The organism is Actinoplanes rectilineatus, assembly GCF_000962825.1.
Lineage (GTDB): Bacteria > Actinomycetota > Actinomycetes > Mycobacteriales > Micromonosporaceae > Actinoplanes > Actinoplanes rectilineatus.
Genome location: NZ_JZKF01000049.1, coordinates 47199 through 70647, shown reverse-complemented (window position 1 = coordinate 70647; position 23449 = coordinate 47199). Strand labels below are relative to the sequence as shown.

General features: G+C 72.6%; 18 protein-coding genes. 16 read left to right on the top strand and 2 right to left on the bottom strand.

The genetic code is table 11. The annotated features are described in order from the left end of the window. Window positions 1-54 precede the first annotated feature (54 nt). Entirely contained in the window at window positions 55-663 is a 609-nt protein-coding gene (locus WH85_RS30215; RefSeq protein WP_045745435.1) for a TetR/AcrR family transcriptional regulator, read from the top strand. A 9-nt stretch (window positions 664-672) separates the two neighbouring features. Here WH85_RS30215 and WH85_RS30210 read toward each other — a convergent pair whose 3' ends face one another. Then, window positions 673-1776 (bottom strand): FAD-dependent oxidoreductase, encoded by a 1104-nt coding sequence (locus tag WH85_RS30210; RefSeq protein ID WP_045745434.1) that lies wholly within the window; start codon window positions 1774-1776, stop codon window positions 673-675. An 82-nt stretch (window positions 1777-1858) separates the two neighbouring features. Here WH85_RS30210 and WH85_RS30205 point away from each other — a divergent pair, with 82 nt between their 5' ends. After that, a complete protein-coding gene (locus WH85_RS30205; RefSeq protein ID WP_045745433.1) occupies window positions 1859-2551 on the top strand; it encodes a TetR/AcrR family transcriptional regulator in 693 nt (230 codons plus the stop codon). 548 nt (window positions 2552-3099) lie between these two features. On the opposite strand, the gene WH85_RS30200 is transcribed toward WH85_RS30205, so the two are convergent. Beyond that, window positions 3100-3633, bottom strand: a complete 534-nt coding sequence (locus WH85_RS30200; protein WP_045745432.1) for a hypothetical protein — start codon at window positions 3631-3633, stop codon at window positions 3100-3102. Between the two features lie 134 nt (window positions 3634-3767). Between WH85_RS30200 and WH85_RS30195 the strand changes: the two genes are divergently transcribed. The 14 genes from WH85_RS30195 to WH85_RS47530 all read left to right on the top strand — a co-directional run bounded on the left by WH85_RS30195 (window position 3768) and on the right by WH85_RS47530 (window position 23435). Continuing rightward, the gene (locus WH85_RS30195; RefSeq protein WP_245674150.1) at window positions 3768-5987 is read left to right on the top strand and encodes a sulfatase-like hydrolase/transferase; all 2220 of its coding nucleotides are present in this window, start codon (window positions 3768-3770) and stop codon (window positions 5985-5987) included. A gap of 126 nt (window positions 5988-6113) precedes the next feature. Continuing rightward, entirely contained in the window at window positions 6114-7718 is a 1605-nt protein-coding gene (locus WH85_RS30190; RefSeq protein WP_045745431.1) for an ABC transporter substrate-binding protein, read from the top strand. Then, window positions 7715-8629 (top strand): ABC transporter permease, encoded by a 915-nt coding sequence (locus WH85_RS30185; protein WP_083449366.1) that lies wholly within the window; start codon window positions 7715-7717, stop codon window positions 8627-8629. The genes WH85_RS30190 and WH85_RS30185 overlap by 4 nt, the downstream gene beginning before the upstream one ends. Before the next feature lie 2 nt (window positions 8630-8631). Continuing rightward, on the top strand, window positions 8632-9492 hold the full coding sequence (locus WH85_RS30180; protein ID WP_045745429.1) for an ABC transporter permease: 861 nt from the start codon (window positions 8632-8634) through the stop codon (window positions 9490-9492). Continuing rightward, the gene (gene nikE, locus WH85_RS30175; RefSeq protein WP_045745428.1) at window positions 9489-11021 is read left to right on the top strand and encodes a nickel ABC transporter ATP-binding protein NikE; all 1533 of its coding nucleotides are present in this window, start codon (window positions 9489-9491) and stop codon (window positions 11019-11021) included. The genes WH85_RS30180 and nikE overlap by 4 nt, the downstream gene beginning before the upstream one ends. Continuing rightward, entirely contained in the window at window positions 11018-11908 is an 891-nt protein-coding gene (locus WH85_RS30170; protein ID WP_045745427.1) for an LLM class flavin-dependent oxidoreductase, read from the top strand. The genes nikE and WH85_RS30170 overlap by 4 nt, the downstream gene beginning before the upstream one ends. Window positions 11909-12269: 361 nt before the next feature. Then, a complete protein-coding gene (locus WH85_RS30165) occupies window positions 12270-13169 on the top strand; it encodes an LLM class flavin-dependent oxidoreductase (RefSeq protein WP_425394673.1) in 900 nt (299 codons plus the stop codon). Further along, window positions 13166-14179 carry an LLM class flavin-dependent oxidoreductase gene (locus WH85_RS30160; RefSeq protein WP_045745425.1) on the top strand — a complete coding sequence of 338 codons (1014 nt, stop codon included), beginning with the start codon at window positions 13166-13168 and terminating at the stop codon, window positions 14177-14179. The genes WH85_RS30165 and WH85_RS30160 overlap by 4 nt, the downstream gene beginning before the upstream one ends. Before the next feature lie 2 nt (window positions 14180-14181). Then, window positions 14182-15321: an LLM class flavin-dependent oxidoreductase gene (locus WH85_RS30155; protein ID WP_045745424.1), complete on the top strand. Its 1140-nt coding sequence runs from the start codon at window positions 14182-14184 to the stop codon at window positions 15319-15321. A 39-nt stretch (window positions 15322-15360) separates the two neighbouring features. After that, window positions 15361-16317, top strand: a complete 957-nt coding sequence (locus tag WH85_RS30150) for a LysR family transcriptional regulator (protein ID WP_045745423.1) — start codon at window positions 15361-15363, stop codon at window positions 16315-16317. A gap of 93 nt (window positions 16318-16410) precedes the next feature. Next, window positions 16411-16767, top strand: coding sequence for a CU044_2847 family protein (locus tag WH85_RS30145; RefSeq protein ID WP_211275489.1), 357 nt, complete (start codon window positions 16411-16413; stop codon window positions 16765-16767). After that, window positions 16764-18467, top strand: a complete 1704-nt coding sequence (locus WH85_RS30140) for a VMAP-C domain-containing protein (RefSeq protein WP_045745421.1) — start codon at window positions 16764-16766, stop codon at window positions 18465-18467. The genes WH85_RS30145 and WH85_RS30140 overlap by 4 nt, the downstream gene beginning before the upstream one ends. Before the next feature lies 1 nt (window position 18468). Beyond that, window positions 18469-19476 (top strand): AAA family ATPase, encoded by a 1008-nt coding sequence (locus WH85_RS30135; RefSeq protein WP_211275488.1) that lies wholly within the window; start codon window positions 18469-18471, stop codon window positions 19474-19476. Next, the gene (locus WH85_RS47530; RefSeq protein WP_052720904.1) at window positions 19473-23435 is read left to right on the top strand and encodes a tetratricopeptide repeat protein; all 3963 of its coding nucleotides are present in this window, start codon (window positions 19473-19475) and stop codon (window positions 23433-23435) included. Before WH85_RS30135 ends, WH85_RS47530 begins: the two co-directional genes overlap by 4 nt. Window positions 23436-23449 lie beyond the last annotated feature (14 nt).

Here is a 23449-nt window from a genome sequence, read left to right as displayed (position 1 = left end):
GACCTACCGGGTATATCGGATCCTGATGAATCGCGGCCGGGTTAGGGTCGGCGGGTGACACTGGAGGTGGGCCGTCGGCGGCGGCTCGAACCGGACGCCCGTCGTGAGCAGATCCTGTCGGTTGCGGTGCGATTGTTCGGTCAACGACCCTATGCTGCGGTTTCGACCACTGACGTCGCGCGTGAGGCGGGTGTGGCGCGGGGCCTGGTGAACCACTACTTCGGGACTAAAAAGGATTTATATCTCGAGGTGGTACGGGTCATGCTTTTTGTGCCCTCGGTGGCCGTCGACGGACTTCCGCAGGGCGATCGGGAAGCGCGGGCCGACGCGATCGTCGGCTGGTTCCTGGACGTGGTCTCCCGGCACAGCACCTCCTGGCTGGCCGCGATCACCGCCGGCGGTATGGCCGGCGATGCGGACGTGGACGCCGTGATCGACGAGGCGGTCGATGTGGCCGCGCTCAGTGTGCTGAAAGCGGTGGGGCTGGGGGAGGACCCGAGTCCGGCGTTGCTGGGGATGTCCCGGGCATACGTGGGGCTGGCGATCCACACGGCCCGCGAGTGGCTGCAGCGCAACGCGTTGACCAGGATGCAGGTGCAGTCCCTGCTGGCGACGACGCTCGTGACGATGGCGGACCGAGTGTTCCCGCAAGCGGTCCGTTGAACGGTTCCGTCAGGACGGCTGGACCTCGTCGAAGAGGGCGACGGCCGCCGCGGGATCCGGGTTGACGAGGCGGTCCAGGCCGGCGGCGGTGATCCCCGCCCACCGGGCGGCCCGCGCCCACATCCGTTCCTCGAAGGCGCGGACGGCGTCGTCCAGATCCGCGGTGCCGACGATGGACTCGGCCAGCTCGGCGCCGTCCATCATCGCCAGGTTCGCGCCCGCTCCCAGGGGCGGCATCAGGTGGGCGGCGTCGCCCAGCAACGTCACCCCGGGGACGTGGGCCCAGGTGTGCTCGACCGGCAGGACGTACAGGGGACGGTGCGTGAAGGTGCCGCCGTGCCGCAGCAGGTCGAGGAGCCGATCGGACCAGCCGTCGAACAGCACCAGCATGCTGGACCGGATCTCCTCGGAGCCGCCCGGACTCTCGTCCAGGGGTGCTCGGAAGTGGGCGTACACCTTCACATGGCCGCCGCTGTTGCGCTGCGCCACGAGACCACGGTTGATGCCGTACGCCGCCAAGGAACCGTCGCCGATCAACCTGGCCAGTTCGGGGTGGCGGGTGTCGACGTCGTCGAGAGAGGTCTCGACATTGGTGACGCCGGTGTACTGCGGTGTCACCGGAGAGACCGCCGTGCGGGTTCGGGACCAGGCGCCGTCCGCGCCGACGACGAGGTCGAACACCTCCGCCGACCCGTCGGCGACGTGCACCCGCGCGCCGCCCTGACCTGTCGGGGTCACCCGCGTCACCGGGCGGCCCCAGTGGACGTCGAGGTCACCGAGCAGCAGGTCACGCAGCTGACCGCGGTCGATCTCGGGGTTGGCCCGCTCGTCGTCGGCGGGATGCCAGTCGCGCAGGACGGTCCCGTCGGTGTCCAGGATGCGCATGGCCTGGCCCTCCGGCCGGGAGATCGCCCGGAACTCCGGCAGCAGCCCCGCCCGGTCCAGTGCGAACTGGCCCAGGCCCTCGTGCAGGTCCAGCGTGCCGCCGGGTGGGCGGGCATCGGGGCCGGCGTCGCGCTCGAAGATCGTGACGTGCCGGCCGTGGCGGTGCAGGACGCGGGCGAAGGTGAGGCCGCCGGGGCCGCCACCGATCACAGCGATACGGTGTCTCATGCCGATACACTGTATTGGCGAACGGCGGGATCGGGTAGGCCCCGGCGGTATGCAGCGGGCGGGGCAGTGGTGAGGTGGGGACATGACCGTGTGGGACCGGCCGGAGCCGCCGGCACGCCCCGTGCCGCTCGACCGGGAGCGGATCGTCGCCGCCGCCGTTGCGCTGGCCGACGAGGGCGGACTGGAGGCGGTGTCGCTGCGCAAGGTCGCGGCGCGGCTGGAGGCGGGGCCGATGCGGCTCTACGGGTACATCGCCGTCAAAGAGGAACTGCTGGACCTCATGGTGGACGAGGTCTACGCCGAGATCCTGCCCGAGGAACGGGCCGGCGACTGGCGTGCGGCGCTCGGCGGGCTCGCCCATCGCACCCGGCGGGCCGCGCTGCGCCACCCGTGGCTGGCCGACCTGCTCGGTGGGCGCCCCGCCCTGGGGCCGAACGGGCTCGCGGTGACCGAGGCGACGCTGGCCGCGCTCGACGGTCTCGCGGACGTCGACACCGTCATGCGTGCCGTCGAGACCGTCAGCGCGTACTTCACCGGCGCGATCCGTCGTGAGGTCGCCGAGCTGCGGGCCGAGCGCGTGTCCGGCCTGTCCAAGCGGGAGTGGCAGCGCGCCTCCGGACCGCACGTGACGGCGATGCTGGCCACGGGACGCTTTCCGGCGCTGGCCAGGGCGGTGCACGACGGCGCGGACGGCGACCCCGAGGTCTCCTTCACGACCGGCCTGGACTGGGTGCTCGATGCCGTGGCCACCAGACTCACCCGCGCGTCGCCCTGACACCCGGCCCAGCCCAGCCCGGCTCTGGCTCGACGGCCTGTGCGGGCCGGCTCAATTCTTGCGCGCTCTAGACACCTAATGAGTCAGTCAGGGGCTGCCTGCGTGGTGATTTGGGGCGTCCTGCGCGCCCGTATTCACCACGCCGTCAGGGGTGTGTTGATTTGGGGCGTCCTGCGCGCCCGTATTCACCACGCCGTCAGGGGTGTGTTGATTTGGGGCGTCCTGCGCGCCCGTATTCACCACACCGCCACGGGTGTGGTGAATTGGGGCGTCCAGCGCGCCCGAAATCACCACGCGGACGGGTTTCGCACCCTGATCACGAAACATGTCTAGTCGGTGTGATGACCCCTGCTGGTCGGGGGTGCTGAAGGTGGGCTCCAGCGGACTTCGGGGGATGCGGACCGGTCGGTTCTGCGCCCTACGCGGCGGACCGTTCGGTCCGCTGTCGGGTCGGGCGGCATGGCCTCCGGGATCGGCGCCGGGGAAATGAGGCTAGCCTCCTAGGATGGCATAGGGGGTGTGAGGTGGCTGCGCGGGAGGTCGGGCCCTCACTCGCCGAGTCCACGACGGCGAAGCTCGGAACGGATGTCCGCCGACGAGGACCTCAGCCCTGCAATCGGCATGGAGAAGCGCAGTTGATCGCCCTTGTGTTTGCGCAACGGCGGGCGGCCCCCGCGGTCGAATCGCATCACCCGCGATTCGTCAGCGGGAAGCACGACAACGTCGAGCATCGCGACGGCCCACACCCATCGGACGCGGGCAGTGGTCACGGCCGCATAGGGCACCACGACCATGTCGTGCCGTTCAGCAGCCAGCTCGACCCGGTCGCCGCCGAACCTCAACCCGGCCGGGCGCGCGCGGGAGGACAGCAGAGAGAATATGGCGAAGGAGATCGTGTAAACAGCTACAAAAGCGGCACTGTCTGCGACAGCGGGCGTGTCTGGCCTGCCGTCGAGTGCCGAGAACAGCAAAGATGCGCCGACGGCCGCGACGAAGCCCATCGCGGCCGTCGCGACCACGTAGCGCCACGACGACCACTCGAATGCCACTTCACCCGGCGCGGGGGCGTCGCCGATCGCCATGAGCTGATCGTGGCAGCTTGCTGTTGCGCCGATGGCAGAGACCCCGGCGGTCCCAGTATCCGGCTTGATGATCTCGTACGTAGAGATCTGGTTACGGGGTGAACCATCCGGGCCAGGGGTCCGTTCCCCATGACGTGCAGCCGACAGACCTCGCCGATGGGCAGCAGCATCCGGACGAGCAGAACGATGAAGACAACAGCAGGAAGAAGTCGCCGGGTACGCCGCCGGAGGCGCCCGACGAGAGTGCCGCCGTGACGGGCACCCCGGTTGACGAGGGTGCCGTGGTGGACGGGCCCGCTGAGGAGAGCACGGAGAACGACGAGCCTGTCGCGCGGGCTGGTGAACCCGCGGAGACGGTTGACGAGCCCTCGGCTGAGGCTCGGGAGTCGGCTGAGCCGGCCACGGTTGCGGAATCGGTAGTGGTTGCGGAACCGGCGGAACCGGTCGAGGCGGCGGAACCGGCCAGGGTGACGACGCCGGTCGAGATCAAGAGCCTGCCTGAGATGGCTGCCGCGACTGAGGTGGCGGTGCTGGACGAGGCGCCGGCCGCGGACGGCTCGGAGGGGGCGGCCGAGAAGGGCGGGGCCGCTGCCGAGGTCTCCGATACGGACGGCCGTGCCTCTGACGAAGACCAGGGTTCGGGTCCGCGCGTACAGGAGAAGGAAGAGGACGCCGAGACGCCGGGGGTGACCGACGCCGGTCCGGCGCGCAGGCCGGGACTGTTGCGGCGGATCTTCGGGTCGCGGGTGGCGTCGGTGGGTTTCACCGTGCTGGCGGCGGGTGTGCTGTTCGTGGCGCTGCTGTGGCCGAACGTGTTGAAGCGGCTGACGCTGGGGAACTTCGCGCGGATCCCGATCGAGGCGGCGATCGCGCTGCTGGTGCTGATCTTCCTGCCGCGGCGGGTGCGGGTGGTGGTGGGGACGCTGCTGGGGGTGATGCTCGGGTGGCTCGTCGTCGAGAAGAGCCTCGACATGGGGTTCTTCGAAACGCTGGCCCGGCCGTTCGACCCGGTGCTCGACTGGGTGCTCTTCGATGACGCCTACGGGTTCGTGCGGGACTCCTACGGTCAGGCCTCGGCCTATGGCGCGGCGGCCGGGATCGTGTTGCTGCCGCTTGTGGTGATCGTGTTGTGTGTGTGGGCGTTGCTGCGTCTGGCGGCTGTCGGTGCGCGGCACCGGCGGGGGACCGCGGCGGCGATGGGGACCGTGACGCTGGCCTGGGCGTTGACGTTGACGCTGGGGGTGCAGTTCTTCGACAGTATTCCGGTGGCGGCGCGCAGCAGTGCGACCTACGCCTATGACCGGGCGTGGCAGGCGCGGGCGGGTATCGCGAACGAGGCGGAGTTCGCCAAGGAGGTGAACGTCGACGCGTTCGGGGGTGTGCCGGCGGATCAGCTGCTGACCGGGCTGAAGGGCAAGGATTTCGTTCTGACGTTCGTGGAGAGTTACGGGCGTAACGCGGTGGAGGCGCCGGAGATGGCGCCGGGTGTGGACGCGGTGCTGGACGGGGGCACGCAGAAGCTGGAGCAGGCGGGTTTCGCGGCGCGTAGTGGCTGGTTGACGTCGCCGACGTTCGGTGGCAACAGTTGGCTGGCGCACTCGACGCTGATGTCCGGGTTGTGGATCAACAATCAGGGGCGGTACCGGAATCTGACTGCCAGTAACCGGTTGACGTTGGCCAGTGCGTTCAAGAAGGCGAGCTGGGACACGGTGAGTGTGATGCCGGGTGCGACGCGGGCCTGGCCGGAGGGCGGGTTCTACGGGTTCAACCGGGTGTGGGACTCGCGGAATCTGGGCTATCAGGGTCCGAAGTTCAGTTGGGCGCAGATGCCCGACCAGTACACGCTGAAGCAGTTGGCCGAGCGGGAGTACACGAAGCCGGGTCGTCAGCCGTTGATGGTGGAGATGCCGTTGATCTCCAGTCATACGCCGTGGGCGCCGGTGCCGACGTATCTGGAGGATTGGGATCAGGTCGGTGACGGTTCGGTGTACGCGGACCAGGTGGCCAACGGCACCAGGAAGGCCGACATCTGGAGCAGCACCTCGAAGGTGCGCCGGGAGTACGGCAGGTCGATCGAGTACACGCTGACCTCGTTGATCAACTGGGTGGAGAAGTACGGTGACGACAACCTGGTGATGGTGTTCCTGGGTGACCATCAGCCGTCGTCGGTGGTGGCGGGTCAGGATGCCAGCCACGATGTGCCGATCACCATTCTGGCGAAGGATCCGGCGGTGCTCGACAAGATCGCGGACTGGAACTGGTCCGAGGGTCTGAGGCCGGCGACGGATGCGCCGGTGTGGCCGATGAGCGACTTCCGGGACAGGTTCCTGACGGCGTACGGCTCCAAGCACTGATCTTCTTCGGTGGCGGGCGGGTGGGGGTGTCCCCGCCCGCCCGCTGTCGTATTCCGGGGTGTCGATGGTCACCTCTCTTGCTAATTTCCTATAGAAGCTATAGGAAATGGGGAGAGGAGGCCGTCCATGCGCCGTACCCTGACCGCCATCGCCGTCACCACGATCCTGGCCCTGACCACCGCCTGCTCCGGCTCGTCCGCAGTCCCGGCCGCCGCCGGTGAACCGGTCGCCGGGGGCGAGCTGACCTGGGCCGTCGAGACCGAGCCGATCACCTTCAACCCGCACCTGTACGCCCAGGCCAAGGCGCGACTGCTGGTCTGGAACACCTTCGAGGCGCTGCTCACCCACGACGACAAGGGTGGCTACCTGCCCTGGCTCGCCGAGCGTTACGACGTGTCGGCAGACGGCAGGACCTACACCTTCCATCTGCGGACGGACGTGAGCTTCTCCGACGGGACGGCGTTCGACGCGGCGGCCGTCAAGGCCAACGTCGACAAGCTGCGCGAGCCGAACTACGCGCCCGGGGTGGCCGCGGTCCAGCTGCGCAACCTGGACCGTGTCGAGGCGGTGGACACGGCGACCGTCGTGTTCCACCTCAAGCAGCCGGACGTGCTGATCCTCGACTTCGTCTCGTCGCCGCAGGGCGCGCAGGTCTCCCCGAAGTCGCTCACGACGGCGGCGAACCTGAAGGCGGGCGGCCCCGACCTGGCCGGCACCGGACCGTTCGTGCTGACGAGCTACGTCGCCGGGCAGGAGGTGCGGTTCGAGCGCAACCCGTCCTACCACGGCGCGCGTCCCGCCTACCTGGACGCGATCACCTACCGGTTCCTCAAGGAGTCCTCGGTCCGGATCGGTGCGCTGACCTCCGGGCAGGTGCAGGTGGTCGAGGGGGTGCCGGCCACCGACGAGTCGCTGATCACCGCGAACCCGGATCTGCGCCTGGAGCGGGGGCTCAACTCCGGGTCGGCGTTCTCGTACTACTTCAACGTGGCGCATGCGCCCTTCGACGACGTGCGGGTCCGGCAGGCGTTCCGGGAGGCCCTCGACCTGGACGCGGTGCTGAAAGGCGTCTACCGGGGCACGGCCACCCGGGCGTGGAGTGTGATCGGGCCGACCAGCCCGTTCTACGACAAGACCCTGGAGGGTACGTACGGCGGCGACGCCACCGAGGCGAACCGGCTGCTCGACGAGGCCGGGTGGGCCGCCCGCGACGCCGAGGGGTTCCGCACCAAGGACGGCAAACGGCTCACCGTGCGGCTGGTGCAGAACGCGCCGTTCGTGCGGGACCGGCGTGACGTGCTGGCCCAGGCGATCCAGGCGGCGGTGAAGCAGAGCGCCGGCATCGACCTGGCGGTGACCCTGGCCGATCAGGGCACCGCGACGAAGGCACTGACCGACGGCGAGTACGAGCTCTTCGAGAACTCCCGGGCCGACACAGATGCGGGCGCCGCCCTGAACCTGTTGCTGCACTCGGCGGGGCCGATCAACCGGACCGGGGCGAAGGACCCGGAACTGGACCGGCTGCTGGACGCGGCGGTGGCCACCACCGATCCGGCGGCGCGGTCCGAGGCGTACCGGCAGGTGCAGAAGATCGTCGTCGATCAGGCGCTGGTGTTCCCGCTGTACGCGCCGGCCGACCAGATCGCCGCCGCGAGCAGCGTCGGCGGGCTCGGGTTCGAGCCGACCGCCGGTGTTCCGGTCAGCGCCTACCACCTCTGGGCCGGCAAGTGATCGCAGCGGCCGGGCGGCGGGTCGGTGCGGGCCTGCTGGTGCTCTGGGTGGCGGCCACGGCGGCGTACGTCGCGCTGCTGGCCGCGCCCGGCGACACCGTGGACAGCATCATCGGCGACGGGCCGGACAGCCCGCTGATCCGTTCGCAGATCATCGCCGAGTGGGGGCTGGACCGTCCGGTGATCCTGCAGTATGTGGACTTCCTGTGGCGGGCGGTGCAGGGGGACCTGGGCCGGTCGTACCTGTTGCAGCGCCCGGTGACCGAGGTGATCGGCGCGCAGCTGTGGCCGTCGCTGAAGCTGGCGCTGGCCGCCGCCGGGGTCGGCATCGTGCTGGCGGTGGTGCTGGCGGTCACCACCCGGCGCCGGTGGGCGCGGCGGATCAGTTCGGTCAGTGAGCTGATCGTGGTGTCCACGCCGCCGTTCCTGATCGGGATCGTGCTGCTCAGTGTCTTCTCCTTCCACTTCGGGTTGTTCCCGGTCTCCGGTGACCGGGACCTGTCCGCGCTGGTGCTGCCGGCGCTGACGATGGGCCTGCCGATCGCCGGCACCCTCGCCCAGGTGTTGCGCGACGGCCTGGACCGGGCGCTGGACGAGCCGTTCGCGGTCACCGCCCGGGCCCGGGGGCTGCGGGAGAACGCGGTGCTGGTCCGGCATGCGCTGCGGCACGCCCTGCTGCCGGCGGTGGCGTTGCTCGGCTGGAGCTTCGGTGTCCTGATCGGCGGCACCGTGATCATCGAGAGTGTGTTCGGCCGGCCCGGCCTGGGGCAGGTCGCGGTGTCGGCGGTGAGCAGCGGCGACATGCCGGTGGTGATGGCGGTCGTGGTGTTCTCCGCGGCCGGGTTCGTGCTCGTCAACACGGTCGCCGACCTGGCGTTCCTGCTCATCGACCCGCGGTTGCGAAGGAGCTGACGATGACCGTCGCGTTGACCCGGCCGTTCACCGGCCGGCTGGGGAGCACGTCGCGTTCGCGGCCCCGGACCGGTGTCGCCGTCGCGGTGGCCTTCCTGCTGCTGGCGCTGGCCGCGGCGGCGGTGCCGGGGCTGTTCGCCGGGGATCCGCTCGCGGCCGACCCGCTGCGGGTGCTCGAGGCGCCGTCGGCCGCGCACTGGTTCGGCACCGACCAGCTGGGCCGTGACGTCTTCGACCGGGTGGTGCACGGCGCCCGGCATTCGCTGAGCATCGGGGTGGCGGCCACCGGTATCTCGGTCGGCGCCGGGCTGCTGCTCGGGTTGCTCGCCGGGCTCACCCACCGGTACGCCGACGAGGCCCTGAGCCGCGGGTTCGACGCGCTGTCGGCGTTCCCGCTGGTGCTGCTCGCGTTGCTGTTCATCGCGGTGGCCGGGGTCGGCACCACCAGCCTGATCGTGGCGATCGGGCTGGCGATGATGCCGCACTACGCGCGGGTGGTGCGGGCGCAGACGTTCGTGGTGCGGCGGGCCGCGTACGTGACGCATGCGGTTGCGTTCGGTGGTTCCCGGATCCGCCTCGTCCTGCGGCACGTGCTGCCCAACGTGCTCGGGCCGGTCCCGGTCCTGGCGATGATCGGCCTCGGCGAGTCCATCATGATCGCCGCCGGGTTGAGTTTCCTGGGTCTCGGACCGCAGCCGCCCTCCCCGGAGTGGGGCGCGATGATCTCCGAGGGCCGCGGTTATCTGCACGTGGCCTGGTGGGCGTCGATCCTGCCCGGTGCGGTGGTCACCGCCGTCGTGATCGCCCTGACCGTCACCGGCCGTCGTCTCCAGCGCCGCTTCGAGGGCCGGGAGGCCGCATGATCGAGGTCGAGAATCTGCGGGTCGTCTTCCGGCTGCCGAAGCGGCAGGTGGAGGCGGTCCGCGGGGTCAGCTTCCGGATCGAACCGGGCGAGTGCGTGGCCCTGGTGGGGGAGAGCGGCTCCGGCAAGAGCGTCACCGCGCGCAGCCTGGCCGGGCTCGCCGGGCCGGGCGCGCAGGTGAGCGCCGACCGGTTCACCGTCGACGGGCGTGACATGCGCGGGGCCACCGGCCGGGACTGGCGGCGGCTGCGCGGCCGGTTCGCCGGGCTGATCCTGCAGGACGCGCTGGTCTCGCTCGACCCGCTGCGCACGGTCGGCGCGGAGATCGGGGAGGTGCTGCGCACCCACGGCATCGGCGAGCGCCGCGACCGCGACGCCCGGGTCCGGCAGCTGCTCACCGACGTGCACGTGCCGGAACCGGAACGCCGCGCGAGGCAGTACCCGCACCAGCTCTCCGGCGGGTTGCGCCAGCGGGCCCTGATCGCGTCGGCGCTGGCCGGCGGCCCGCGGCTGCTGATCGCCGACGAACCCACCACCGCCCTGGACGCCACCGTCCAGGCGCAGATCCTCACCCTGCTCGCGGAACGGCGGGCGGCCGGCGAGACCCTGCTGCTGATCAGCCACGACCTGGCCGTGGTGTCGCGACTCGCCGACCGGATCCTGGTGATGAAGGACGGCCGGATCGTCGAGTCCGGGACGACCGGTGTGCTGCTGTCGGCGGCCGGGCACCCGTACACGAAGGAACTGATCGCGGCGGCGAACGGCCGCCGACGCCCGGCCCGCACCGAGCCGGGACCGGTGGTCGCCGAGGCGACCGCGTTGCGCAAGGTCTACGGGGACCGCACCGTCGTCCGCGACGTCGGGGTGAGTATCCGCCGCGGCGAGATCGTCGGCCTGGTCGGCGAGTCCGGGTCGGGCAAGACCACCCTGGCGCAACTGCTGTTCGGTCTGACCGACCCGACGTCCGGGCACGTGCGGTTCGAGGGCGAGCCGTTCAGTGGCATCCCGGAACGGGCCCGCCGGCCGATCCGGCGGCGGCTGCAGTTCATCGCCCAGGATCCGCTGTCCGCGTTCGATCCGCGCTGGACGGTGCGACGCATCGTCGGCGAGGCGCTCGGCCGGGGTGAGAGCGCCGAACCGGTGCTGGCCCGGGTCGGTCTCGGCCCGGAGGTGCTGGACCGCTATCCGCGGCAGCTCTCCGGCGGGCAGCGGCAGCGGGTCGCGGTCGCCCGGGCCATCGCGCCCCGCCCCAGCCTGATCATCTGCGACGAGCCGGTGTCCGCCCTGGACGTGTCGGTGCAGGCGCAGGTCCTGGATCTGCTCGCCGGGATCCGGGAGACCGACGGGACGGCGCTGCTGTTCATCTCCCACGACCTCGGGGTGATCCGCGACATCGCCGACCGGGTGCTGGTCCTGCAGGACGGCCGGGTCGTCGAGCAGGGCCCGGTCAAGGCCGTCTTCGACCACGCCGGACACGAGTACACGCGCACGCTGCTGGCCGCCGTGCCGAAACTGGAGGTAAGGACATGACCCTACGACTGGCGGTCGAGCTGGACGGTGGCTCGTTCGCCGCCCCCGACTGGATCGCCCGGATCCGGGCCCTCGACGAGGCGGAGCTGGACTTCGTCACGTTCGCCGACACGTTCGGCGGGGCCGGGCCGGAGGCGGTGCTGCTGGCCGCGCGGCTCGCACCGCTGACCCGGCACGTCGGCCTGGTTCCGGTGGCCACCACCACCCACACCGAACCGTTCCACCTGTCCACCGCGCTGGCCACGCTCGACTTCGTGAGCCGGGGCCGGGCGGGCTGGCAGGTGCGGGTCTCCGCCGACCCGGGCGAGGCGGCCCTGGTCGGGCGCCGCGAACCGCTCGGGTTCGGCGGCCTGTTCGCCGAGGCCCGGGAGGCCGTCGAGGTGGTGCGGCGGCTCTGGGACAGCTGGCAGGACGACGCGATCATCAAGGACGTGGCGACCGGCCGGTACATCGACCGGGACCGGCTGCACTACGTGGAGTTCGACGGCACGTACTTCTCGGTGAAGGGCCCGTCGATCGTGCCGCGGCCGCCGCAGGGGCAGCCGGTGGTGGCGGCGCTGGCCCACGGGCCGCAGGTGTGGAACTCCCTGGACGTCGACGTGTACTTCACGACGCCGGACGCCGCCGCCGACATCGTGCGGGACCTCCCGGCCGAGAAGAAGATCTTCATCGACGTGGCGGTGTCGGACAACACCGTTGATGTCATTGAAAAACTAGAGAAAACCGGCATTTCAGGGGTACGCCTGACCGGCGCCGACGTGGACGGCGACCTGGTGGCAGAGCTGCGGCGACGTGGCCTGTTCACCCCGTCGGACGCCACCACCCTGCGCGAACGCCTCGGCCTGCCGCAGGCCGTCAACCGTTACGAGGAGGCGGCCCATGCCTAAACAGATCATCCTCGCCGCGCACTTCCCGGGCGTGAACAACACCACCGTGTGGAGCGACCCCCGCGCCGGCAGCCAGATCGCCTTCGACTCCTTCGTTCACCTCGCCCGGACCGCCGAACGCGGCCTGTTCGACTTCTTCTTCCTCGCCGAAGGGCTGCGCCTGCGCGAGCAGCGGGGACTGATCCACGACCTGGACGTGGTCGGGCGCCCGGACACGCTGACCGTGCTGTCCGCACTGGCCGCCGTCACCGAACACCTGGGCCTGGCCGGCACGCTCAACGCCACCTGGCACGAGCCGTTCGAACTGGCCCGGCAACTGGCCACCCTGGACCACCTGTCGAACGGGCGGGCCGCGTGGAACGTGGTGACCTCACCCGGGGCGTTCTTCGGCGAGAACTTCCGGCGCGGCGGGTTCCTCGACCACGCGGACCGGTACGTGCGGGCCGCCGAGTTCATCACGACGGCGAAGGCGCTGTGGGACACCGGCGGCGGCGACTTCCGGATCCGCACCAGCCAGTTCGACATCTCCGGCACGTTTCCGGTGCCGCGCAGCCCGCAGGGCCACCCGGTGATCCTGCAGGCCGGGGACTCCGCCGGCGGGCGCGACGTGGCGGCGGAGCACGCCGATGCGATCTTCTCGCGGCACCACCGGATCGACGACGCCCGCGAGTTCTACCGCGACATCAAGACACGCGTGGCCGGCCACGGGCGCGACCCCGACGACCTCAAAATCATCCCGGGCGTCTCGTACGTGCTGGGCGACAGCGCCGCCGACGCCCAGGAGAAGGCGCACCACATCCGCCGGCAGCAGGTCAGCCCGCAGACCGCGATCCTGCTGCTGGAACAACTGTGGAACCGGGACCTGTCCGGCTACGACCCCGAGGGCCCGCTGCCGTCGATCGATCCGGTACTGGACGAGGACGACACGATCATCAAGGGCCGCGCCGGCATGTACCCGGACCGGATCGGTACCGCGAACGAATGGCGGGCGCTGGCCGAGCAGAAGAAACTGTCGATCCGCGACCTGATCATCGAGGTGACCGGCCGGCAGAACTTCATCGGCACCCCCGCCGACGTCGCCGCCCGCCTCGACGAATACGTCCAGACCGGCGCGTGCGACGGGTTCATCCTGGTCCCGCACCTGACCCCGACCGGCCTGGACGACTTCGTGGACCAGGTCGTGCCGCTGCTGCAGGAACGCGGCGTGTTCCGCACCGGGTACACCGGCACCACCCTGCGGCAGAACCTGGGCCTGCGATGAAGTTCCTGCTGCTCAGCCTGATCACGTACACCGACCGGTCGAAGAGCCAGACCCGGCGGCTGCGCGAGGTGGTCGAGAACGCCGTGCTGGGCGAGGAACTCGGCTTCGACGCGTACGGGGTCGGCGAACGCCACGAACGGCCGTTCCTGTCCTCGTCGCCGCCGGTGGTGCTCAGCCACATCGCGGCCCGCACCTCCCGGATCGAACTGTGGACCGGGGTCACCACGCTGAGCCTGCTCGACCCGGTCCGGGCCTTCGAGGACTACAGCACCCTGGACAACCTGTCCGGCGGCCGGCTGCAACTGATCATCGGCAAGGGCAACGGGGCGGCCCAGGCGCAGCTGTTCCACGTGACCGTCGACGACCAGTGGGACCGGCTACGGGAGAGCTACGACCTGTTCCGCCGGTTGTGGCGCGAGGACGAGGTCACCTGGCAGGGACGGTTCCGGCCGTCGCTGACCGGCGCCGAGACCTGGCCGCGGCCCCTGCAGCAGCCGATCACCGTCTGGCACGGCAGCGCGACGAGCCGGGCATCGGTGGACCTGGCCGCGTCCTACGGCGACCCGCTGTTCTCGGCCAACGTGACGAACCCGATCGAGCCGTACGCCGAACTGATCGACTACTACCGGGAACGGTGGGCGTTCCACGGCCACGACCCGGCCGCGATCCGGATCGGCGCCGGCACGGCCGGTTTCTACGCCGCCCGCACGACACAGGAAGCCGTCTCCGTCTACAAGCCGATCTATGAACGCAGGCTGCAGGCGTTCCGGGCGGTCGGGGTGCAACCCGTCTTCCCCACCCTCGAGGACGCGATCGAGCGCAGCTCCATCCTGGTCGGCAGCCCGCAACAGATCATCGACAAGGTGCACCGGTACCACGAGCGGTTCGGCCACGCGGTGATGCACCTGAGCGCCGACACCGAAGGGCTCACCGACGAACAGCACCGGGCGAGCCTGGAACTGTTCGCCGGCGAGATCGCCCCCGTTCTCCGACCACTGAAAGGGCGGTAGGCATGCCCGTACCCCTCTCGATCCTGGACCTGGCCCCGCTCGTCGCCGGCGGTGACGTCGGTGACGCCCTGCGCCGCACCCTCGACCTGGCCCGCCGGGCCGAACAGTTCGGCTACCACCGCTACTGGGTGGCCGAACACCACTTCACCCCCGGCGTGGCCAGCGCCCAGCCGGCCCTGCTGCTCGGGCAGATCGCCGCGGTCACCGACCACATCCGGCTCGGCTCCGGCGCCGTGCAGACCGGACACCAGACCGCCCTGTCGATCGTGGAACAGTTCGGGCTGCTCGACGCGCTCTACCCCGGACGCTTCGACCTGGGGCTGGGCCGGTCCGGGCAGGCCAAGAAGGAGGCGCTGCGGGAGACCGCGAAACACGCCGTGCCGCAGGAGGAGCAGGTCGTCGACGGCCTGCTCATCCCGAAACCGTTCTCCTGGGCGCCGATCTTCGCCTCGAAGCGCACCGCCCTGGCGAGCAGCCTGCTGCAACAGCCGGGCGCCGAGTCGCTGCCCCTCGACGAGATCCTCGACCAGATCTTCGCCCTGCTCGCCGGGCCCTACACCGACGGCGAGGGCAACGAGGTCACCGCGATCCCCGGCGCCGGCGCCGACCTCGAGGTGTGGCTGCTCGGCAGCAGCGGCGGCGAGAGCGCCCGCACCGCCGGGGCGCGCGGCCTGCCGTTCGCCGCGAACTACCACGTCGCCCCGGCCAAGGTCCTCGAGGCCGCGCAGGCGTACCGCGCATCGTTCGTGCCGTCGTCGTCCTTGGCGAAACCCCACCTGATGGTGTCGGCGGACGTCCTGGTCGCCGAGGACGACGCGACGGCCCAACGCCTGGCGGTGCCCTTCGCCCTGTGGGTGCGCAGCATCCGGACCGGGCTCGGCGCAGTGCCGTTCCCCAGCATCGAACAGGCCGAGGGGTACGCGTGGAGCAGCGCCGACGACGACCTGGTGGCCGACCGGGTGTCCACCCGGTTCGTCGGCTCACCCGCCACCGTCGCCGAGCAGCTGCGCACCCTGCAACGCGTCACCGGCGCCGACGAACTACTGGTCACCACGATCGCCTACCACCACCCCGACCGGGTCCGCAGCTACGAACTGCTCGCCAAGGAATGGGGGTACCCCTTCCCGGTGGACCAGCGGTGAACCGGACCGCCGGCAGGCCCGGCCCGGCACCCTGAAAGGGTGGAGTTACGGCAGCTCAGCTATGTGGAGGCGGTCGCCCGGCACGGGGGTTTCACCCGGGCCGCCGAGCGGCTGCACGTGGCCCAGTCCGCGGTGTCCGCCCAGATCCGGGCCCTCGAGGCGGAGATCGGGGTGCCGCTGTTCGCCCGCACCACCCGAAAGGTGGCGCTGACACCCGCCGGGGAGATGTTCGTCGCCCGCGCCCGGCGGGTGCTCGCCGAACTCGACGGCGCCCGCGCCGAACTCGGCGAGATCACCACCGTGAGCGGGGGCCGGGTCGCGATCGGCGCGGCCGCCGTCGGCGGCTACGACCTGCCGCGCGTGCTGGGCGCCTTCCGCGACCGGTTCCCCGACATCACCGTCCGGCTGCGGTCCGGGCCGCTGACCGGGCTGCTCGGCGCCCTCGACGAAGGCGACCTGGACCTGGTGGTCGGCCCGGTCTACGTGGACCTGCCACCCCGGTTCGAGGCGCTGCCGCTGCTCGACGAATACCTGGTCCTGGCCGTGCCACCGGGACACGCCCTGGACCGGCCGGCCCGGCTGAACCTCACCGACACCCGCGACGAACCGTACGCCGGCGAACCACCGGGCAGCCTGCTGCGCTGGATCCTCACCGACGCCGCCCGCAGCGCCGGCTTCACCCCCCGCGTCCAGTACGAGTCCCCGCACCCGGCGGGCGTGCGCGCCCTGGTCGCGGCCGGCTGCGGCGTGGCCCTGCTGACCCGGCAGGCCGCGGAGGCCCCGGCCGGCCCGCCGATCGTGGTCCGCCACCTGCACCCGCCACCCCTGCACCCGCCGATCGGCGTGCTGCACCACCGGGACCGGCCGCTGCCCGCCGCCGCGGTCACCTGCCGTCACCACCTGGCCGAGGCGTCCCCGAACCGCCCGATCCCGTCGCCGGTCCCGGTGGCCGCCCCCGCCGGCGGCCCACCCGATCAACCGGACTCGATGACCTGACCGTTCGCGGGCATGGTGGACGGATGGCCGATAGTGCCCTCCCGCCCACCGGTGGATGCTCGATGCCACATCGGCTGACCGGGAGGGCGCGACGTGCCGACTGACCTCATGCGGCTGCAGGCGACGGACGGGACCGCGGTGCTGGTCGAGATCGACCCACCGTCCACCGACGGCGCCGGGATGGTCGACGTCGGCCTGGACACCGCGGTGGTCAAGGCTCGCGAGTCCCTCGAGGCGAGCCTCACCGAGATCCGCGAGATGGCCCAGCGCGCACTCGGCACCCTCCGGGGCGGTCCCCGCCGGCCGGACAGCGTCGAACTGGAGTTCGGCGTCAAGTTCAAGGCCGAGACCGGGGCGGTGGTCGCCAAGACCGCCGCCGAGGGGCATCTGATCGTCCGGCTGGCCTGGTCCGCGCAGACGGCCGGCCCGCGGGAGTCCGACGACGCATGACTGAGCCGCTCTGGCAGGCCCGGATCGACGTCCCGGCCACCGGAAGACGCGGCAGCGGCTTCCTGGTCGGTCCCCGGCACGTCCTGACCTGCGCCCACGTGGTGCGCGGACAGGCCGCCGCCACCGTCGTGCTGCGCGACCGCCCCGAGCCCCGCCCCGCTGCCGTGGTCACCGGCGGCCCGTGGTGGACGCCGACCGCGGACGCCGCCGACGTCGCCGTCCTCGAACTGGAGCAGCCGGTCCGGGTACCGCCGGCCGAGTTCGCCCCGCACCACGCCGTCGAGATCTATGCCGGGCAGCCGTTCACCGCCCTCGGGTTCCCCCGCGGCTTCGCCGACGACGGCGTCAACACCCGGTTCCGGGCCGCTCCGCTGCGCCTGATGGGCGCCAACGTCCAGCTCGACGCCGACGACGACCTGGGAGCCTGGCTGCCGTCAGGGTTCAGCGGCGCGGCCGCGTACCACGAGAGCACCGGCCGGGTCGTGGGGATGATCAAAGGCGCGAGCGCCGGCGAGGAACGCATCGGCGTGATGGTGCCGGTCGCCCGGCTCGCCCAGCACTGCCCCCGGCTGGACGACATCATCGAGCTCGGGGCGCTCAGCGCCCGCGCCTACACCGAGCTGCGCGCGGCGCTGCGGCCGCTGGCGATCCCACCGGCCAAGGTCGGCCGGATCCTCGCCCGGCTTCGCGGCCAGGTCGACGGGCTGCCCCACCGGCTGACCACCCTGCCGGCGTTGATCGAATCCCTGGTGGTGGAGCCGGTCGACCTCGACGACGAGGAGATGCTCGGCGTCCTCAGCGGCCTGCTGACCCGGTTCCCCACCGACGAGATCCGGCGATGGGTCAACACGCACATCTTCAAGTACAACCCGACCGCGCCGGTCCCGGTCCACGAGTGCGCCGTGGTGATCCGGCTCGAACCGTCCGCGGCGGCCCCCGGGGAGACCTACGACCTCACCGTGTGGACGGTCACCGGCCCGGACGGCGAGCTGACCGAACCCGTTCTGCACCGCGGCGGGCTGACCCGGGCGCAATGGCGCGATCAGGTCGAGACCGCGCTCGTTGAAGCCCTGGACCGGCTCCCGGCCGGCAGCGACGCCGCGGCGGTCGAGTTCGTCCTGCCCCGCAGCTTCCTGGCCGAGCCGGTGGACGAGTGGACCGACCTGGCCGACGACCGCACCCCGCTCGGCATCACCCGCCCGGTCACCGTCCGCGACCTCGACTGGTTCCACCACGCCAACCCGGCACGGCTCACCCGCAGCGCGGAGATGCTGCGGGAACGCCACGCCGGTATCGGCGAGCACCTGCGCTGGCGCGACTGCACCGAACAGCCGGGCGACCCGGTCCGCTACAAGGCCTGGCTGCGCCAGGACGACGGCCCCTTCGCCCTCGGCCTCGCCGGGGACTGGTCCCGCCCGGAACACGTCGCCGGCGCGGTGGCCGCCGGGCCGCCGATCCTGCTCTGGCGCCGGCTGCCCTGCCAGTCCGACCACCCGCCCGGCGCCGACTGCCCAACCGTGCGGTACCGGCAGGAACTCGGCGACCGGCTGCGCGGCACGACCATCGACACCATCGGCGCCGCGCTGCGCAGGATCCGCGCGGACGCGGCGGCCGAAGGCGACAAACACTGTGGCAGCGGCGTCACGCTGCTGCGTGACGACGGCCGGCGGCGGCCCCTGCCGCTCAGCTTCGCGGAGTGAGGTGACCGTGCCCGACGACGCCTGGCACATCTACCGGGGGACCGGTGAGCCCAACGACCGGATCGGCACGCTGCCGCCACCACCGCCGTGGCGGGGCTTCGACCCGGACCCGGACCCCGGTGACGAACCGCCGTTCGTCCCGGAGACCCGGGACAAGGAACACCGGGCCGGCCTGCGGTACCGGCCGGACCCGCAGACCGTCGAACTGGTCAACGCGGCGCTGTACCTGCGCCGCCCGCTGCTGGTCACCGGGGCGCCGGGCACCGGCAAGTCCACGCTGGCCACCGCCATCGCCCACGAGCTGAACCTGGGCCGGGCGCTGCGCTGGAACATCACCAGCCGGGCCACCCTGCGCGACGGGCTCTATCAGTACGATCCGTTGGCCCGGCTCTACGCGGCCAGCCGCCGCGACGACGACCCGGCCGCGGACCCCGACGAGGACCTGGGCCGCTACCTGCGGCTCGGCCCGCTCGGCACCGCCCTCCTGCCCCGCCGCCGACCCCGGGTTCTGCTCATCGACGAGGTCGACAAGGCGGACCTGGACCTGCCGAACGACCTGCTCACCATCTTCGAGGACGGCGAGTTCGAGATCGCCGAGCTGCTGCGCCGGCCGGAACAGCACGCGCACACCCTGGTGAGCACCATTGACAGCCCGCAACGCGTCGGCGTCCGCGACGGGCGGGTCCGCTGCAGCCGCTTCCCGATCGTCGTGATGACCAGCAACGACGAGCGGGAGTTCCCGCCCGCGTTCCTGCGCCGCTGCGTCCAGGTCCGCATCGAGACCCCGGACGAACGCAAACTGCAGCAGATCGTCGAGGCCCACCTGCCCGACATGGCGCCGGACAGCGCCGCGGTCATCCGCCAGTTCCTGGCCGGGCAGAAGGCGGGCGGCCTCGCCACCGACCAGCTCCTCAACGCGATCTACCTGGTGCACGCGGCCCGGCTCGACCGGGACAAGACCCGCGAAGCCCTGGCCGCGGTGGTGATGACACCCCTGGTCCGCCGGTGAACCTGGAGGACCTGCGTGCCGTCGTCCGGGCCGGCGGGGCCGAGCCGACGCCGGTCGAGTTGGCCGAGACGCTGTGGCTCGCCGCGCAGATCCGCACGGCCGCGGCCGGCCGGCCCCCGCTGCCCGCGCCACCGGCCCGGCCGGCGCCGGGACGTGCTGCCGCCACCCCGCCCGGCCCGCCGGACCCGGGGCCGCCCCCGCCGGCGCCGGTTCCGCCACCGGCCCCCGCCGCGCAGCCACCCCCGGTGGAGCTGCACCCGTTCCGCGCCCCGCGCGGCCCGGCCCGGCCGGCGGGCGTCGCCGAGGTCCCGCGGCCCATCGCCCTGGCCGGCCGCCTCGCCTTCCAGCGGGCCCTGCACCCGCTGTTGCGCCGCGTCCCGGTCGCCGGCCTGGGCACCCTGGACGAGGAGGCGACCGCCACCCGCGCCGCCGACCACCCCCGCGGCGCCCGCTGGCCGGCCGTGATGCGGCCCCCGGCCGGACTGTGGCTGGACGCGATCGTCGTCGTCGACGCCGGCGACTCGATGGCGATCTGGCAGGGACTGGCCACCGAGATCATCGAGGTGCTGCGGGAGTCCGGCGTCTTCCGTCAGGTGGCCCGGCACCGCCTCACCGGTGCCGGCCCGCAGGCCCGGCTCGCCGACTGGCAGGACCGTACGGTCGCGCCCCGCCGGCTCGTCGACCCGGTCAACCGGCGGGTGGTGTTCGTCGTCAGCGACTGCGTCGGCCCCGTCTGGCGATCCGGATCGGCCGGCGCCATGCTGCGCGACTGGGCCCGGCGCGGACCGGTGGCCGTCCTGCAACCCCTGCCCGCCCGGCTCTGGGCCCGTACCGCCGCGCCCACCGTCGCCGGCACCCTCACCGCGCCCCGGCCCTGCGCGCCCAACGCCGACCTGCGGTTCGCCGCCTTCGGCGGGCGCGATGCCCCGGACGGCCCGGTGGTGCCGGTCCTGGAGATCGACAGCGTCTGGCTGCACCGGTGGTGCACCCTCGTCGCCGGGGGACCGCCGATCACCGCGGCCGTCACCGCTGCCGGACCGCCGGCCGCGCCGGACCAGGTACGGACCCCGCCGCTCACCCCGGACCAGCGGGTCCGCGCGTTCCGGGCGCACTCCTCCCGGGAGGCCTTCGAACTGGCCCGCTACGTCGCCCTCGGCGAACCGCTCCTGGACGTCATCCGCTACATCCACGACGCGATGTTCCCCACAGCCTCCCCGGCCCACCTGGCCGAGCTGTTGCTCAGCGGGCTGCTGCACGCGGAGGACCCGAAACTCGGCCGGTACCGATTCGTCGACGGCGTCCCGGAATTGCTGCTGTCCACCCTCACCGTCAGCGAGACCCTGCAGGCCGACCTGGTCCGGCAGCGTGTCTCCGTCTCGGTCAGCGGCAACCTGACCGCCCGCCGGCCCCGGTTCCCGACCCTGGTGCCCGGCGGCGGCGAGGAACGTCTGGGCGGCGACAGCCGGCCGTTCGCCGTCACCGCGCTCGGCCGTCGCCACATCGACCGGGCCCGCCGCCGCCTGACCCGGGCCGCGCCCGCCGCCGACCACCCGGGAACCGGGCCGGGCGGCCCGGCCCGCACACCGGGCCCGGCCGACCTCGTCCGGCTCCTCGACCCGCGCGGCGCCGTCCCGGCGCTGCGCCACCGCGACTCCGAACTGGACGCGCTGCTCGCCTGGTGCGCCACCACCGGCGGCGGCACGTCGGTGATGCTGCTCTCCGGCCCGGCCGGCACCGGCAAGTCTCGGCTCTGGGCGGAACTCGTCCGCCGCCTGCCCGGCTGGCGCTCGGCCGGCGGCCGGGCGCCGCTGCCGCCCGGCGACGGCCCGGTCCTGATCGTCGCCGACCGCGCCGACCAGTACGCCGACCACGTCCTCGACCCGCTGCCCCCACCTACGGACCGGCCGGTCCGCCTACTGATCGTCGCCCGCTCGGCCGGGGAGTGGTGGCGCGACCTGCTCACCGATGCCGAGGCACGGGGATTCACCACGGCCGGCGAGACCCGGCTCGACCGGTTCGCGGCCGGCGCGGCCACCCCGGCCGCGCTACAGGGCCTGGTCACCGAACTGGCCGGCCACCTGTACCCCGGCGGCGGCTCCGCGGTGACCCGGGCCCGGCACACGGTGGCCGGCTGGGCCGCCGACCTCGGCGCCGCCACACCGGCGGACTGGGTGATCCTCGCCTGCCAGGCCCTGTCCGCCGCCGGCACGGCCGACTACCTGCGGCACCTAGCCGACGGCGAACGCTGGTACGCCGAACGGTCCGCGGTCCGGACCGGCATCTCCTTCGCCACCCCGGACCGGCTCGACTTCTACCGCGCCGCGGCCCAGCTGTACGGCGCGTCCGGCGCCACCGAAGCCCACGAGACGGCACGCCGGATCAGCGCCCCCGACGGCACCGACCCGGAACGGACCCGGCGGATCACCACCTGGCTGTACGAGCTCTACCCCGGCCCGCAGGAGGACAACTACTGGTCGCCGTTGCCGCACGCGCTCCGCCGCCGGCTGGTGCTGTCCCTGGTCGGCGGTGACCACGGGCTGCTCACCCTGCTGGGATCGGTCACCGGCCGGCAGGCCGCCCGGGCGCTGGACCTGCTGGTGCCGGCCTGCCCGGACACCCCCGGCCTGATGCCCGCCCTCTGGCGCGCCGCCGCCGGCCACCCGGCCCTGCACGCCGGGATCCTGCGCCGGGCGGCCCGCTCCGGTGGCATCGGCGCCGATCTGCTCGCCCTGGCCCGGGAGACGGTGACCGACCGCGCCACCCCGGTAGCCCTGCTCCGGGCCGTCGTCGACGGGGTGCCGAGAATCGCCACCCTCTTCGCCGGGCAGCCCCGGGCGACCGCGGACGCCCTGGTCGCCGCGATCGAACGACTCGCCGCCCTCAGCGCGCCGCACCGCCGGACACTCGCCGACGCCTTCCGGGAACGCGGCCGGCTCGGCGAACACGCCGGCCAGGACGCCGACGCGCTGCAGGACGCCGAGTACGAACTGGACCTGCGCCGCCGCCTCGCCGCGGCCGGACCGGGGACCGCCGAACTGGCCCGCACCCTCACCGCGTACGCACTGCGCCTGGAACGGGCCCACCGCCCGCTGCACGGACTCGCCGCCGTCACCGAGGCGATCCAGCTGCTCGACCGGCTCCGCGGCGACCCCGCGACGGCCCCGGCCCGTGCCCACGCCCTGGTGTGCCGGGCTCGCCTGCTCGGCGACCTGGGCCGGGCCGACGAGGCCGTCGACGCGGCCTCGGAGGGCGTGGCCCGCTACCGGGACCTGGACCCGGCCGGCCCAACGGAGCTCGCCGAGGCGCTGCTCGTCGAAGCCGCGCAGGCCCGCGCCGCCGGGCGGCCCGACCTCGCCGTCCGGGCCGGTGCCGAAGCGGTCGAACGGTACGACGAACTGACCGCGACCGGCGCCGGGGACGTCCGGTCCCGGCTCGCCTACGCCTGCTGCGCCCACGGGATGGACCTCGCCGACCTGGGCTCGCACGCGGCCGGGCTGGCGTTGCTGGACCGGGCCGTCGCGCTCTACCGCGAGCTCGCCGCGAACGCCCCCAGCCGCCTGCCGGGCGTCGCCACCGCGCAGACCGGCCGCGGCCTGCTGCTGGCCGAGCTGGAACACCTCGACCAGGCCGAGGACGCCTTCGCGGATGCCGCCGCCGTCTACCGCACCCTCGCGCCGGACGGCGAACCCGGCCCGGCGACCGCCGCCCTCGCGGGAGTGCTCACCATGCAGGGGCAGACGACGGCGCTGACCGGCCGCTTCGACGACGCGCTCGGCCTGCTGACCACCGCCTGCAGGCTCCGGGAGCGGATCCACACCGCCGACCCGCTCGACGCCGGGGCCCGCCACCACCTTGCGTTCGCCTACCAGTGCCTGGCCGAACTCCACGAGCGCCGCGGCGAGGGCGAACCGGCCCGGGCGCACGCCACCCAGGCCCGCCTCTTACGCGGCGACCTCTGACCCTGGGGCGACTC